The sequence below is a fragment of the Arthrobacter oryzae genome, from assembly GCF_003634095.1.
Taxonomy (GTDB): domain Bacteria; phylum Actinomycetota; class Actinomycetes; order Actinomycetales; family Micrococcaceae; genus Arthrobacter; species Arthrobacter oryzae.
Map to the genome: position 1 here is coordinate 188,545 of NZ_RBIR01000006.1, position 14,755 is coordinate 203,299.

The window sequence follows — 14,755 nt, forward strand, 5'->3', positions numbered from 1 at the left end:
GCACTGACACTGCCGCACTGAAAAGGCCAAACTGACAAAGCGGGCCGGATGCCTGAGAAGGCATCCGGCCCGCTTTGTCGTGTGTCTTCGTGTGCCGTGGGTCGTGTGCCGCGGGCGCGCATTGCGCGACTCCGCTCAGCACACTGCGGGTCTGCCGCTACGCCGGCCAGTCCGCCGGACCGGGGCTTCCGGCGGGGTATTCCTCCAGCGGGACATTCCCGGCGGACCAGGATTTGAGTACCGGCGCCAGGATGCGCCAGCAGTCCTCGGCGGTATCGGCACGCACGGACAGCAGGGGATCGCCCGTAAGGACCCCTTCCAGGACTTCGCCGTACGGGAGGAGCTCGGAGGCGCTCAGCTCCGCATGCAGCGTGGCCCGGTCCAGGCTCAGGACATCGCCCGGGCCGTTCACATCGACGTCGAACTGCAAAGTATCCGGTCCGAATCCGATCCTGAGCTGGTTGGGGGAGTCCACGCCCGTGAACCCCTTCGGCAGATAGGGCACCGGCCGGAAGGTCACCACGGCTTCCTTGCGCATGCCGCCGAGCGCCTTGCCCGAGCGCAGGATGAACGGCACGCCCTCCCAGCGCCAGTTGTCGATCTGCACTTCGACCTCGGCCAGGGTCTCCGTCTCCCGGGCGGGATCTACCCCTTTCTCCTTCACGTAGTCGGGGATCTTGCGGTCGTCGATGGAGCCGGCGGTGTACCGGGCGCGGCGCGTGCTTTTTGCGTAGGGCGCCTTGATGCTGCTGGCGCGCAGCACGGTCGCCACGGCGTCACGGAGGTCCCGCTCATCCAGGGACGCCGGCGGCTCGATCGCCATGAGCGCCATGATCTGGAGCAAGTGGCTCTGGATCATGTCCCGGAGGGCGCCGGCGCCGTCGTAATAGCGGGCACGGCCCTCCAGCGCGAGATCCTCATCGAAGATGATCTCCACCTTCTCGATGGTTGAGCGGTTCCAGACGGGTTCGAGGAAGGCGTTGGCAAAGCGCAGGCCCAGGATGTTCAGGACGGTCGCCTTGCCCAGGAAGTGGTCCACCCGATGGATGTGGTCCTCCGGGACCAGCGCGGCGAGGGTCCGGTTCAGGTGCCGCGCGGACTCCACGTCCGAGCCGAACGGCTTCTCCATCACCAGCCGGGTGCCGGCGGGCAGGTCCTTCGGCGCCAGCGCCTCACAGGCCAGCTGGCTGACATGCGGCGGAAGCGCGAAGTAGACGGCCACCGGGCCCTCAAGCTTGGCCAGCAGCCCAGCGAGCTGCCCCTCGGCCGTGACGTCGAGCTGGTGGTAGGTGCTGTCCTGCCGGATCCGTTTCAGCTCCCGCTTGCCGTAGGCATCGGCCTGGGAGTTCTCGTCCGCGAACGACTCCTCGATGCGGTCGAGCCACTGTTCCGGCGTCCAGGGATCCGATCCCGCCCCTACCAGGGTGAGGCCGTCGGCGCGTCCCCGGGCCACCAGGCGGGCCAGCCCCGGCAACAGGAGCCTGCCGGTCAGGTCGCCCGAAGCGCCCAGGATGAGTAAGGTTTTTACAGTTGTTTGGCTGGTCACCTACGCCAGCATGCCATCTTGAAGGCGCATCTTGGTACCCTAGATAGTCGAGTCCCGTTGTCGAGGCGGTTCGTTCAGGCGAACACCAGCCGCGACGCTGGCGTGCCGGACCGGCCGCCACCTGTAGATCCACTGAAAGAAGTGCACGGCGCGTGTTCAATTCACTCTCTGACCGGTTGACAGCAACCTTCAAGAATCTGCGTGGCAAGGGCCGCCTGACCGAGGCGGACGTTGACGCCACAGTCCGCGAGATCCGGCGTGCCCTTCTGGACGCCGACGTCGCCGTTCCCGTGGTCCGGGAGTTCACCGGCCGCGTGCGCGAGCGTGCCCTCGGCGCGGAGGTCTCCGGCGCGCTGAACCCGAGCCAGCAGATCGTGAAGATCGTCAACGAAGAGCTCGTGGAGATCCTCGGTGGCGAGACCCGCCGGATCCGCCTGGCCAAGACCGGGCCCACCATTATCATGCTGGCCGGCCTCCAGGGCGCCGGTAAGACCACCCTGGCCGGCAAGCTGTCCAAGTGGCTCAAGGCCCAGGGCCACAGCCCCATGCTGGTGGCGTGCGACCTTCAGCGCCCGAACGCCGTCACCCAGCTGCAGGTGGTCGGCCAGCGCGCCGGCGTGCCCGTGTTCGCCCCGCACCCGGGCGCCACGTCCACCGAACTCGACCACCCCGCCGGTGACCCGGTCGCCGTGGCCCGTGCCGGCGTCGAGGAAGCCAAGCGCACCCTGCACGACGTCGTGATCGTGGACACCGCCGGCCGTCTCGGCATCGACGCCGAGATGATGGAGCAGGCGCGCCAGATCCGCCGGGCGATCGTCCCGAACGAAGTCCTGTACGTGATCGACGCCATGATCGGCCAGGACGCCGTCAACACGGCCATGGCCTTCGACGAGGGCGTCAACTTCACCGGCATCGTGCTGTCCAAGCTCGACGGCGACGCCCGCGGCGGCGCCGCGCTCTCCGTCACCTCGGTGACCGGCAAGCCCGTCATGTTCGCATCCACCGGCGAAGGCCTGGACGACTTCGAGCTGTTCCACCCGGACCGCATGGCCTCGCGCATCCTGGACATGGGTGACGTCCTCACCCTGATCGAGCAGGCCGAGAAATCCTGGGACAAGGATGAAGCCGCCCGGATGGCGCAGAAGTTCGCCGACCAGGAAGACTTCACCCTGGACGACTTCCTCGCCCAGATGCAGCAGATCCGCAACATGGGCTCCATGAAGAAAATGCTCATGATGATGCCCGGCGCGCAGAACATCCGCCAGCAGCTCGAGCAGTTCGACGAGCGCGAGATCGACCGCGTCGAGGCCATCGTCCGGTCCATGACCCCGCACGAGCGCGTCGCGCCGAAGATCATCAACGGCTCCCGCCGCGCCCGCATCGCCCGCGGTTCCGGCGTCCACGTCTCCGAGGTCAACGGCCTGCTGGAGCGGTTTGCCCAGGCCCAGAAGATGATGAAGAAGATGGCCGCCGGCGGCGGCATGCCCGGCATGCCGGGGATGCCCGGCATGGGCGGCGGGGCCCGCAAGGGAGCCAAGACCGCGCCCAAGAAGAAGGCCCGCTCCGGCAACCCGGCCAAGGCTGCCCAGGAACTGCGCGACGCCGAGACCCGGCGCGCGGCCGGCACCAAGGCCCTGCCCACCGGGGCGTCCTTCGGCCAGCAGGGCGGCGACTTCGATCCGTCCCAGCTGAACCTGCCCAAGGGCTTCGACAAGTTCCTCGGCGGCAGCAAGTAGCCGCAGCTGCTGATGCCGCCGGGACTGTGTCGCCGGCGGCAGCAGCGCTGAAGTGCCATATGGTTAGACCATGTTCAAGCAGCGCGTAGTCTTCGTTCACGGGGATGGCAGCTTTGGCGCCGCCGCGTGGCCCAAGCAACACGGAATGGCGCTGGAATACGACGCGCTGTTCCTGCGGCGGCACGGGTTCGACGCCGTCGCGGAACCGCTGGAAACAAACTTCACCGCCGACGCCGCAATCGTGCTCGCATCGCTGGCAGACGACGGCCGCGGCGAGGCCGGCGGCCACGTGGTGGCCCACTCGCAGGGCGCCATCGCCGCCATGATGGCCGCCGTCGAGCGTCCCGACCTCGTCCAGTCGCTGACCCTCGTGGAGCCGGCCTGCCTGTCCCTGACCGCCGAGCTCCCGGCCACCGCCGCGCACCGGGCCCTCATGCAGCCGCTCTTCGACGTCCGGCACAACCTCAGCGACGATGACTTCCAACGGGAATTCATCCGCCGCGCTTTCTCGGCCGATGCCCCGGGAGCCACGACCCCCGAGGCCCTCCGGGCCGCGCACCGGCTCCGCCTGCAGGCCCCGCCGTGGGAAGCCCCGCTGCAGATCGTCCCGGGCGTGCCGACGCTGGTCCTGACGGGCGGCTGGGAGCCGCTGTATGAGGAAATCGCCGGCTACCTGCGCGAGACCGGTGCCCTGCACCGCACGGCGGCGGGAGGGCACCGGCCCCAGGACTCAACCGACGGGGACCGGGCCATCCGCTCGTTCATCGCCGAGGTCAGCCGGCTCCAGCACGCCCGCGCGTCCTAGCCTGTACCGCTAGGAGGCCGCGGGGCCTCCGACGGACGGCTCCGGCAGGTAGACCTTGCCGCCGGAGGCCAGGAACTCATTGCTCTTCTCCCGCATGCCGGCCGCCATCTGCGCCAGGGCCGCCTGTGAATCCGCCGAACCATAGTTTCCGGTGCCGTATTCCTCCCGGATGTCCTGGCTGATCCGCATCGAGCAGAACTTCGGCCCGCACATCGAGCAGAAGTGCGCCGTTTTGGCCGGCTCCGCGGGGAGCGTCTCATCGTGGAAGGCCTCGGCGGTCACTGGGTCCAGGGACAGCGCGAACTGGTCCCGCCAGCGGAACTCAAACCGCGCCTTGGACAGGGCATCGTCGCGTTCGTGGGCGCCGGGGTGGCCCTTGGCGAGGTCGGCGGCGTGGGCCGCGATCTTGTAGGTGATCACGCCCGTCTTCACGTCGTCCTTGTTCGGCAGCCCGAGGTGCTCCTTGGGCGTGACGTAGCAGAGCATGGCGGTGCCGTAGCGGGCAATCTCCGTGGCGCCGATCGCCGAGGTGATGTGGTCATACCCCGGAGCGATGTCGGTGACCAGCGGCCCGAGCGTATAGAAGGGGGCGCCCTTGCAGAGTTCCTGCTGGCGCTCCACGTTTTCCCGCACGAGGTGGAAGGGCACATGCCCGGGACCCTCCACCATGACCTGGACGTCGAACTCCCACGCCCGCTGCGTGAGCTCGGCCAGGGTATCCAGCTCGGCAAACTGCGCCGCGTCGTTGGCATCCGCCGTCGCGCCGGGCCGCAGCCCGTCACCGAGGGAGAACGCGACGTCGTACTTGGCGAAGATTTCGCAGAGCTCGTCGAAGTGGGTGTAGAGGAAGTTCTCCTGATGGTGCGCCAGGCACCAGCCGGCCATGATCGAGCCTCCCCGGGACACGATGCCCGTCACCCGGTTGGCCGTCAGCGGCACGTAGCGCAGCAGCACTCCGGCGTGGATGGTCATGTAGTCCACGCCCTGTTCGCACTGTTCGATTACGGTGTCCCGGAAGATTTCCCAGGTCAGGGCGTTCGCCTCACCGTTGACCTTCTCCAGCGCCTGGTAAATCGGGACCGTGCCGATCGGGACGGGGGAGTTGCGGATGATCCATTCGCGCGTGGTGTGGATGTCGTCACCGGTGGAGAGGTCCATTACCGTGTCCGCGCCCCACTGGGTGGCCCACTGGAGTTTGTCGACCTCCTCGGCGATGGAGCTGGTCACGGCCGAGTTGCCGATATTGGCGTTGATCTTGACCAGGAACGCCTTGCCGATGATCATCGGCTCTGACTCCGGGTGGTTGACGTTGTTGGGAATGATCGCCCGGCCCGCGGCCACCTCGCTGCGCACGAGTTCCACATCGCAGTTCTCGCGCAGCGCGACGAACCGCATTTCCTGGGTGATGACGCCGTCCCGCGCGTAGCGCATCTGCGTGACGGTCCTGCCGTCGACGGCGCGGCGGGGCACCGGGCGCCCGCCCCGCCACTCGGCCGACGCCGCACCCCGACGCACGGCCGACTTGCCGTCGTCGAGCAGCTCCCGTTCCCGCCCGGCGTACGGTTCGGTGTCCGCCCTGGCCTCGATCCAGGCGGTCCGGAAAGGCTCCAGCCCGCGGACCGGATCACTGCCCGGTCCTGCCGTGCGGTAGACCCGGAACGGAGGGTTCTGGGCGCCGCCCGGTGAAGGCTCCAGGGCAATCTCGGTCACCGGAACGCGGATGCCGTGCTCCGGGTCCGTGCTGAAGGCCAGCGAATGGGACTTCAGTGACTGTGTGGTGGCCGCCGGCTGACTTTGGGTTGGCTCGTTGCGGGCCGTCTGACTTTGGGCAGGGCTGTGCTGTGTAAATGGGGTGTTCACGGAAATGCTCACTTCCTTCGCCGGCATTACCCGGACAGGTTCAACGGTCGCAGGCCGCGTCAGCCCGATCTCAGCCCCTGCAGGGGCACCCGTGTGGTCGTAGACGAAGCTACCACGTGCCGCCATCGGGCGGTCCTGTGTGACGCGGACGGCGGACCGCCGTGGGACTAGGCTTGACGCCATGACCGGCATCATCGAGTTCAGCGGCCCCGTCCTCACCGCGGCTGACCAGCTGCGCCACGGGCTCTGGGCGGTGGACGGGCAGCTGACCTTCCGGCGGCCCGCGACTGCGCCGGACCTTGTCCTGGACGGCTGGGTCATCCCGGGGCTGGTCGACGCGCACTGCCATATCGGGCTCGGCCCGGGCGGGGACGTTCCCGAGGACACCGCGGAAGCCCAGGCCCTGGCGGACCGCGACGCCGGAACGCTGCTGGTCCGCGATGCCGGCGCCGTCCACGACACGCGCTGGCTCCAGCAGCGCGCTGACCTTCCCCGGATCATCCGCGCCGGCCGGCACATCGCCAGGACCCGGCGGTACCTTCGCGGCTTCGCCGTCGAGGTGGAGCCGGAGGATCTGGTCGAGGCCGTCCGGAAGCAAGCCCGGGCGGGCGACGGCTGGGTCAAACTCGTGGGGGACTGGATCGACCGCGACGCCGGCGACCTCGCCGCCAGCTTCCCCGCCGGAGCACTCAAGGATGCCATCCGCGCCGCCCATGACGAGGGGGCCCGCGTCACCGCGCACTGCTTCGCCGAAGGCACCCTCGATGACATGCTCGACGCCGGCATCGACTGCATCGAACACGGCACCGGGCTGCTGCCGCGGCACCTGCCGCGTTTCGTGGAGCAGGGCGTCCCGATCGTTCCCACCCTGATCAACATCGCCACGTTCCCAGACATCGCCGCCCGGGCCGAGGCGAAGTTCCCCCGCTACGCGGCCCACATGCGCTCGCTGTGGGCGCGGCGGGCCGAACGGATCCTCGAGGCCCACGAGGCCGGGGTGGCCATCTTCGCCGGGACCGACGCCGGCAGCGTGATCGGGCACGGCCGGATCGTGGACGAGATCCAGGCGCTGCACGCCGCCGGCCTGCCCGCCGCGGCCGCCCTCGACGCCGCGGGCTGGTCCGCACGGACTTGGCTTGGCGCGGAGTCGATCGCGGAAGGGGCAAGTGCGGATGTTCTGCTCTGCGCCGAGGACCCCAGGGTGCACCTCGGCACCCTGTCGGAGCTGCAGCACCTCGTGCTGCGGGGCCGGCTCGTCCGCTAGGAATAAATTGAAGCTTCAAGTAATTTAAGTCTATGTAAGGTCACCGAGAGCCGGTGGCCACAGAACCCCGGAGCGTTTCGATGACTGCAGAAGCCAGCACCCAGGATCTCCTTCCCGCCGCACTCACCATGGGCACTGTGATGCTCAAGGTCGGCGACATGAAGCTCATGACCGACTACTACCAGCGAGCCCTCGGCCTGGAGACCGTCGCGGAACAGGACGGCGGGCTCTACCTTGGCCGCCAGCAGAAGCCCCTGGTCCACCTGGCCCCCGCTCCCGGGCTGAGCCTTCCGTCCCGCGGCGAGGCCGGACTCTTCCACACCGCTCTTCTCTTCGAGGACCAGCACTCCCTGGCGGCTACCGTTGCCAGCGCGGCCCAGTATGAGCCCCAGTCCTTCACCGGCAGTGCGGACCACCTCGTCAGCGAGGCCTTCTACTTCAACGATCCAGAAGGCAACGGCATCGAGCTGTACTGGGACCGGCCGCGGGAGGCGTGGTCCTGGGAGGGCAAGAACGTCGTCATGGACAGCCTCGCCCTGCCGCCGCAGCGCTACCTGAACGAATACCTGACCGAGGAGTCGGTGACCGGCCAGCGCGAGGCGGCTGCCGGCGTCGGGCACGTCCACCTGCAGGTGGGCGACGTCCACTCCGCGCACGAGTTCTATGTCGGCATTCTCGGCTTCGAGAAGACCGCGGGCTGGCACGGCCAGGCATTGTTTGTTTCAGCCGGCGGGTACCACCACCACATGGCCATGAATGTGTGGAACAGCCGCGGCGCCGGGCCCCGGCGCGACACCCTGGGCCTGGGCGAGGTCCTCATCCAGGTGCCCTCCGGTGACGACGTCGGGGCCCTGGCCGACCGGCTCAAGGTCGCCGGCCTCGCCGCGCACCACACCGGCGCCGAGCTGCGCTTCGAGGACCCCTGGCGCAACCGGATCCGCGTCGCCGTTCGCTAAGGCCGGGCCTTCCGGGACATGCCCGGCGCGGTCGGCCAGCAATGGACATGGCTCCTATATGTCCAGTGCTCGCGGCCGGCGGAGGGCATGTCCAGTCGTGGTGGCCAAGTCGCGCTAGGCTGAAGTGACGCCACAAACAGCGGTCCACGTGCCGCCGAACCCTAAAGGACTAGCTGCATGGGATTCACCGAAATCTTTGTGTCCACCCACGAAGACGCTCTCAAGCGCGCCAGCGCCCTCGAGAGCGGCGGCCCGGCGGCCTCCGGGGCCGTCCGCATTCCCGATATCAGCGACTTCGAGGTGGAACGCCTCGGCGATCTCGCCGGCGTGGCAGTGCACGCCGCGGGCGCGGACTATGAGCTGGCGATGGTGGATGTAGCCAGCGACTCCCTGCTCGGCGTCCCCGCCGCGATGGTCCGGACGCTCGCGGAACTCCTCAGCTACGAAACCGAGGGGGAGGGTGACGTCCTGGAGGACGTCGCCGCCAACTGGGCCGCCGAGGAAGACATGCCCTTCGGTCCCGACGAGTCCCGGGCCTACGTCCGCCGGATCGCCGAACTCGCCGCCGCGGTGGACCCCGCCACGCGGTCCGGACTCTACGTCTGGACGTCCTGACCCGCCCCGATTGCCCTGTCCGGGCCGCGCGCCGGGACACCGGGCCCGTGTCAAGTCGAAATCCTGCCGGTGATCTGGCACAATGAACAGGTACTCGATCTGCGTGGCCCCTCTCTCCGCGTCCGGATCTTGTCCTTCAGAACCCCCTAGTATGGCCCGCCCCACGGGTGCAGAACGCCGGGCTCGACCCCGTTTCAGAAACAGGAGTGACCACAAAAGTGGCCGTAAAGATTCGCCTTAAGCGCTTTGGCAAGATGCGCGCACCGTACTACCGCATCGTCGTCATGGACTCACGCTCCAAGCGTGATGGCCGTGCCATCGAAGAGATCGGCAAGTACCACCCGACCGAAGAGCCCTCGTACATCGAGGTCGACACGGACCGTGCCCAGTACTGGCTCGGCGTCGGCGCACAGCCGTCCGAGCAGGTCGCCGCGATCCTCAAGATCACCGGTGACTGGCAGAAGTTCAAGGGTCTCCCCGGCCAGGAGGGAACCTTGAAGACCAAGGCTCCCAAGGCTGCCTTCGTCACCCCGGAAAAGGGTTCCGTGATCATCCCGGAAGCCATCACCAAGAAGGCCAAGAAGGACGAAGCTGCCGAGGCTCCCGCCGACGCCGCCGAAGCAGAGACCACCGAGGCAGAGTAAATTGCTGGCAGAAGCGCTCGAACACCTGGTCCGCGGGATTGTTGACAGCCCCGAGGACGTCAAGGTCAGTGCGAAGAACAACCGCCGCGGGGAAACCCTCGAGGTGCGAGTTCATCAGGACGACCTCGGACGGGTGATCGGCCGGCAGGGCCGGACCGCACGCGCATTGCGCACTGTGGTCGCGGCGCTGGCGGATGGCGAGCCGGTCAGGGTCGACGTCGTCGACACGGACCGCCGCCGCTAACGCGTTCAGCACTACTTGTCTTTAGTCCGGCCCCTTCACCAGATAATGGTGGAGGGGCCGGACTGTTTTCCGCGCAAACCCAATAACGACCAACCCCGAACAGAGGAACAGATGCAGCTCCAGGTGGCACGAATCGGCAAACCCCACGGCATCCGCGGCGAAGTGACCGTCCAGGTGCTGACCGATGCGCCCGGCGACCGGTTTGTCCCCGGCACCCAGTTCATCGTGGAGCCCGCGTCGGCGGGGCCGCTGACAGTGATCAGCGCCCGCTGGAACAAGGACATCCTGCTGTTGGGCTTCGACGAGATCGAGACCCGCAACGAGGCCGAGGGCCTCCGCGGCGCCAAGCTGTTCATCGAAACCGAAGGCATCGGCGCCGACGACGACGACGAAGGCTGGTACGAGCACGAACTCGTGGGCCTGGACGTCCGCGTGGGCGGCAACGTGGTGGGCAAGGTGTCCGCACTGCACACCCTGCCGGTCCAGGATCTCCTGGTGGTCACCACCACCGAGGGCGCCGAGGTCCTGATCCCGTTCGTGGAGCAGATCGTGCCGGAGGTCAACGTGGGCGAAAAGTACGTCGTTGTCACCCCGCCGGCCGGACTCTTCGAGGTCAACACCGACGAGTTCCCGGAAGCGCCTGCCGCTGAAAAGCCGGCCGAGGCCGACGCCGCCGGGAGCGACGCGTAAATGAGGATCGACGTCGTCAGCATCTTCCCGGAGTACCTGGCACCGCTGGAATTGTCCCTGATCGGCAAAGCCCGCCAGGACGGCCTGCTGGACCTGAGGGTCCACGATCTGCGGGAGTTCACCACCGACCGGCACCGGACGGTCGATGACACCCCCTACGGCGGCGGGGCCGGCATGGTCATGAAGCCCGAACCCTGGGCGCAGGCCCTCACCGCGGTCGCGGCCGAACGCCCTGCGGAGGCCGGAAAGCCGGTGCTGATTGTCCCGTCGCCGGCGGGGGAGCGGTTCACCCAGGCCACCGCCCATCAGCTCGCGGAGGAGGACCAGCTGGTCTTCGCCTGCGGCCGGTACGAGGGCATCGATGAACGGGTCCTGGAATGGGCGGCGGACCACTTCACGGTGCGCCCGATGAGCCTGGGGGACTATGTCCTCAACGGCGGCGAGGTCGCCGTGCTGGCCATGGTTGAGGCAATCGGGCGCCTGCTGCCCGGCGTCGTCGGCAATCCCGAATCCCTCGTGGAGGAGTCCCACTCGGACGGGCTGCTGGAGTACCCCGTCTACACGAAGCCCTCCAGCTGGCGGGACCGGGACGTCCCGGCGGTGCTGCTGAGCGGCAACCACGGCAAGATCGCCCAGTGGCGCCGGCACGAGCAGTACAGGCGCACCGCCGAACGCCGCCCTGATCTGCTCGCCGAATTCGACGCCGGCAAACTGCCCCGCGCGGACCGCACGGCCTTCGCCGATCTGGGGTACGACGTCGTCGACGGCCGGCTCAAGCAGCGTCCGGACGCCTAGCCGACGGGATTGGGCTAACCGGCACCACGTGTGGCAAAATTAGTCCTTGTGCCTGCTGGGTTGCGAACCTGCCACAGGGGGAGCGCCACCAACAGCCCGGCACCCCGGCTCCGTCTATTCCAGACAGGGCCGGATTGACAAAATTTCGGCGGAGATTTCCGGGCGGCATTCGCCCTCGGGCTTGTCCGCCGTAACCCCAACGTGAGTGACCTGTGGCGTTCACCAGGAGTGGATCAATGCATATCCTCGATTCCGTAGACGCAGCCTCGCTGCGCACCGATGTTCCCGTCTTCCGCGCGGGTGACACCATCAAGGTTCACGTGAACATCATCGAAGGCAAGAACTCCCGCGTCCAGGTCTTCCAGGGCTTCGTCCTGGGCCGCCAGGGCGATGGCGTCCGCGAAACCTTCACCGTCCGCAAGGTCTCCTTCGGCGTCGGCGTGGAGCGTACCTTCCCGGTGCACTCCCCGATCATCGACAAGATCGAGCTCGTCTCCAAGGGTGACGTGCGCCGCGCCAAGCTTTACTACATGCGTAACCTGCGTGGTAAGGCCGCGAAGATCAAGGAAAAGCGCGACTTCCAGACCGGCAAATAAGCCTTTCGTCTGTCACGACAGGCTTTCGCCGCGGGTCCTTGGACCGTGTCCGGTGCCTCAGCCAGTGCGGCGCCGGGGCTATCCGCAACAGCGCAATTTAGTTCACGACAGCGCCAGGGGATACCGAACATGGAACAGCCAAAACGCCAGCCCGGGAAACCGGGCTGGCGTTTTGCGTTGCTTGCCCTGGTCCTCGCGGTGGCCATCAGCGCCGTGGTGCGTTCGCTGTGGCTGGATATCTACTTCATCCCGTCCGCTTCCATGGAACCGCTCCTGCGCACCGGGGACCGGATCCTGGTTGCCCGCACCGGCTCCCAGCCCCTGAACCGGGGCGACGTCGTCGTCTTCGACGGCCGTGGCTCCTTTGCCCCGCTGAACAGCGGCAACGGCCCCGTGGCGGATGCCCTCGCCGACGCCGGACGCTGGCTTGGCCTCGCGGGCAGCGACACGACGTATGTCAAACGCGTCATCGGGCTGCCCGGAGACCGCGTAGTGTGCTGCGACGCGGCCGGCCGGCTCACAGTGAACGGCCAGCCAGTTGCGGAACCCTACCTCTACCCGGGGGATGCGCCGAGCACGACCAAGTTCAGCATCGAGGTGCCGCCTGGCCGGCTGTGGCTCATGGGGGACCACCGCTCCGTGTCGGCCGATTCCCGCAGTCTCCTCGGCGCCCCCGGCGGCGGCATGGTGCCGTTGGAACGCGTCATCGGCAGGCCGGTACAGATCATCTGGCCGCTTGATAGATTTGCAGCAGTAGCGCGGTCCGAACCGGCCGCGACAACGACGACGACGAACGGACAGTAGATGCCCGAGACCGAACCGCGCACTCCGGATCCGCAGGGCCAGAACCTGCCCCGGGTAACCTCCGCGGCGATTCCCGACGAGCCTCAGGCCGAGCCTTCCACCGCGCGGCTGCCGCAGGCCCGGGTGGAGGACGGCCGGGCCTCCGGCGCGGGGGTCGGCACGGCTGGTGCGGGCGCCGGCGCGGCGGGTTCCGGTGCGGAGCCCGGTGCGGGCACGGGCACCGGCACCGCTCGTGCGCGCGCTGCGGCGGCGGCGCCGTCGGCGGCTTCGGGGGACGAGGGCGCCGGAGCACTCCGCGCCGATCGGGCCGGCGGGGAACGTCATGCCGGACCCGCCCACGCCGGCCGCTCCCCACGGCGTGCCCGCAAGGCCAAGGCGCGGGAAGGGCACAGCCCGTTCTTCCTGTGGCTGAAGGAAGTGGCCACGGTGGTGGTCGTGGCCGTGGTGCTCTCCTTCCTGATCAAGACCTTCCTGTTCCGGGCCTTCTATATCCCGTCCGAATCCATGGTCAATACCCTCGATGTGAACGACCGCATCTTCGTCAACCTCCTCGTGCCGAAGCCCATGGCACTGGAACGCGGGGACGTCGTGGTGTTCAAGGACAGCCAGGGCTGGCTCACCCCGGCGGCGGAGAAAAAGAAGGGGCCGTTCACGTGGGTGCAGGACGGGCTGACGTTCGTCGGTCTGCTGCCGGACAACTCGGAACAGCACCTGGTCAAGCGCGTCATCGGGCTGCCCGGAGACCACGTGGTCTGCTGCGACGCGGGCGGTCAACTGACCGTCAACGGCGCCCCGCTGAACGAGAAGTACATCAACCCCGCCGAGATTCCCCAGGTCCACGACTTCGACGTCGTCGTGCCGGCGGGCAAGGTCTGGGTCATGGGCGACAACCGCAACCACTCCGCGGACTCACGCGCCCACATGGACACCAACGGCGGCTTCGTCAACGAGTCCGATATCGAAGGCCGGGCCGCGGTCATCGCGTGGCCGCTGAACAGGATTTCGGCACTGGATAACTATCCGGACGTCTTCCGCGCGGTCCCCGCCCCGGCCGGAAAGTAAGCGCACCGCCATGTCCGAAGCCCCCACCCTGGACTACGAACGCCGCTTCCGCGGCTCCGGTGCGCGGCTGCTCGCGGGCATCGACGAGGTCGGCCGCGGTGCCCTGGCCGGCCCCGTCAGCGTGGGAATCGCCGTCGTGGACCTGCAGCGGCAAAAGCTCCTGTCCGACGTCCGGGACAGCAAGCTGCTCAAGGTCGCGGACCGGGAGCGGTTGGTGCCGCTGGTGCGGGACTGGGCCGTCGCCTCCGCCGTGGGTCACGCGTCCGCGAACGAGATCGATGAACTCGGAATCATCGGCGCCCTGCGGCTTGCCGGTAACCGCGCCTGGTTCGCGGTCCTCGCCGCCGGCGTCACGCCCGAGGTGGTCCTGCTGGACGGCAGCCACAACTGGCTCTCGCCGGATCTGCAGCCCTCCCTGTTTGACGACGGTCCCGCCGCACCCGGCTGCGACGCCCCGGTGCACACGCTGGTGAAAGCGGACATGCAGTGCCTCAGCGTCGCCGCCGCCAGCATCATCGCCAAGGTGGAACGCGACACCATGATGAGCGGGCTGCACACTGAGTACCCGGCCTACGGCTGGGACGAGAACAAGGGCTACGGCACCGCGGCACACAAGGAAGCGCTCCGGGTTGCCGGTCCCACGCCGTACCACCGGGTCAGCTGGCAGCTGCTCTAGCCAGCAGGTGAACCCTCGCTTGCAGGTGATGGGCCCGGCAATCCCGGCCGCCGGGCCTGCACGGGCGGCTCCCGGGGCGCGCGGAGCCGGCGGGCTGTGGCGCACGGCCCGCGCCCGATGGTGCAAGATGGAACCATGAGTGCCGAGGACCTTGAAAACTATGAAACCGACATGGAGCTACAGCTCTACCGCGAATACCGCGACGTCGTCGGGCTGTTCAGCTATGTGGTCGAGACCGAACGGCGTTTCTACCTTGCCAACCACGTTGACCTCCAGGCCCGCAGCGCCGACGGCGAGGTCTACTTCGACCTGACGCTGCAGGACGCCTGGGTGTGGGACGTCTACCGCTCCGCCCGGTTCGTCAAGAGCGTCCGCGTCATCACGTTCAAGGACGTCAACGTCGAGGAACTGCCGCGCAGCGAGGAACTCGCCCTGCCCAAGGTTGAGGACCTGGGCACCTGA

The 14,755-nt window shown here is 68.1% G+C and carries 16 protein-coding genes and 1 riboswitch; of the genes, 14 read left to right on the forward strand and 2 right to left on the reverse strand.

Annotated features, from left to right (window positions below):
• Positions 1-157 precede the first annotated feature (157 nt).
• On the reverse strand, positions 158-1,546 hold the full coding sequence (locus C8D78_RS14435; protein WP_120954559.1) for a glucose-6-phosphate dehydrogenase: 1,389 nt from the start codon (positions 1,544-1,546) through the stop codon (positions 158-160).
• A gap of 152 nt (positions 1,547-1,698) precedes the next feature.
• On the opposite strand from C8D78_RS14435, the gene ffh reads away from it, so the two are divergent.
• Positions 1,699-3,282, forward strand: coding sequence for a signal recognition particle protein (gene ffh / locus C8D78_RS14440; RefSeq protein ID WP_120954560.1), 1,584 nt, complete (start codon positions 1,699-1,701; stop codon positions 3,280-3,282).
• A gap of 70 nt (positions 3,283-3,352) precedes the next feature.
• Positions 3,353-4,087: an alpha/beta fold hydrolase gene (locus C8D78_RS14445; RefSeq protein ID WP_120954561.1), complete on the forward strand. Its 735-nt coding sequence runs from the start codon at positions 3,353-3,355 to the stop codon at positions 4,085-4,087.
• A gap of 9 nt (positions 4,088-4,096) precedes the next feature.
• Here C8D78_RS14445 and thiC read toward each other — a convergent pair whose 3' ends face one another.
• Positions 4,097-5,947 (reverse strand): phosphomethylpyrimidine synthase ThiC, encoded by a 1,851-nt coding sequence (gene thiC, locus C8D78_RS14450; protein WP_120954562.1) that lies wholly within the window; start codon positions 5,945-5,947, stop codon positions 4,097-4,099.
• Positions 5,943-6,050, reverse strand: a riboswitch (TPP riboswitch). It overlaps the preceding gene by 5 nt.
• A gap of 78 nt (positions 6,051-6,128) precedes the next feature.
• On the opposite strand from thiC, the gene C8D78_RS14455 reads away from it, so the two are divergent.
• The 12 genes from C8D78_RS14455 (at position 6,129) to C8D78_RS14510 (ending at position 14,755) form a co-directional block, all read left to right on the forward strand.
• Positions 6,129-7,211 (forward strand): amidohydrolase family protein, encoded by a 1,083-nt coding sequence (locus C8D78_RS14455; protein WP_120954563.1) that lies wholly within the window; start codon positions 6,129-6,131, stop codon positions 7,209-7,211.
• Between the two features lie 80 nt (positions 7,212-7,291).
• Positions 7,292-8,167, forward strand: coding sequence for a VOC family protein (locus C8D78_RS14460; RefSeq protein ID WP_120954564.1), 876 nt, complete (start codon positions 7,292-7,294; stop codon positions 8,165-8,167).
• Positions 8,168-8,344: 177 nt separating this feature from the next.
• Entirely contained in the window at positions 8,345-8,782 is a 438-nt protein-coding gene (locus tag C8D78_RS14465) for a hypothetical protein (RefSeq protein ID WP_120954565.1), read from the forward strand.
• Positions 8,783-9,000: 218 nt separating this feature from the next.
• Positions 9,001-9,426: a 30S ribosomal protein S16 gene (gene rpsP, locus C8D78_RS14470; RefSeq protein ID WP_026266438.1), complete on the forward strand. Its 426-nt coding sequence runs from the start codon at positions 9,001-9,003 to the stop codon at positions 9,424-9,426.
• 1 nt (position 9,427) lies between these two features.
• Positions 9,428-9,670: an RNA-binding protein gene (locus C8D78_RS14475; RefSeq protein ID WP_018773450.1), complete on the forward strand. Its 243-nt coding sequence runs from the start codon at positions 9,428-9,430 to the stop codon at positions 9,668-9,670.
• Positions 9,671-9,781: 111 nt separating this feature from the next.
• Positions 9,782-10,360 (forward strand): ribosome maturation factor RimM, encoded by a 579-nt coding sequence (rimM, locus tag C8D78_RS14480; RefSeq protein WP_120954566.1) that lies wholly within the window; start codon positions 9,782-9,784, stop codon positions 10,358-10,360.
• Entirely contained in the window at positions 10,361-11,155 is a 795-nt protein-coding gene (gene trmD, locus C8D78_RS14485) for a tRNA (guanosine(37)-N1)-methyltransferase TrmD (protein WP_120954567.1), read from the forward strand.
• Between the two features lie 236 nt (positions 11,156-11,391).
• Positions 11,392-11,751 (forward strand): 50S ribosomal protein L19, encoded by a 360-nt coding sequence (rplS, locus tag C8D78_RS14490; protein ID WP_120954568.1) that lies wholly within the window; start codon positions 11,392-11,394, stop codon positions 11,749-11,751.
• A gap of 129 nt (positions 11,752-11,880) precedes the next feature.
• Entirely contained in the window at positions 11,881-12,555 is a 675-nt protein-coding gene (gene lepB / locus C8D78_RS14495) for a signal peptidase I (protein ID WP_120954569.1), read from the forward strand.
• Complete coding sequence (gene lepB / locus C8D78_RS19980) at positions 12,556-13,617, forward strand: signal peptidase I (protein WP_244208415.1); 1,062 nt, start codon at positions 12,556-12,558, stop codon at positions 13,615-13,617.
• Between the two features lie 10 nt (positions 13,618-13,627).
• Positions 13,628-14,293 (forward strand): ribonuclease HII, encoded by a 666-nt coding sequence (locus tag C8D78_RS14505; protein ID WP_120954570.1) that lies wholly within the window; start codon positions 13,628-13,630, stop codon positions 14,291-14,293.
• 135 nt (positions 14,294-14,428) lie between these two features.
• Positions 14,429-14,755, forward strand: coding sequence for a DUF2469 domain-containing protein (locus C8D78_RS14510; protein ID WP_120954571.1), 327 nt, complete (start codon positions 14,429-14,431; stop codon positions 14,753-14,755).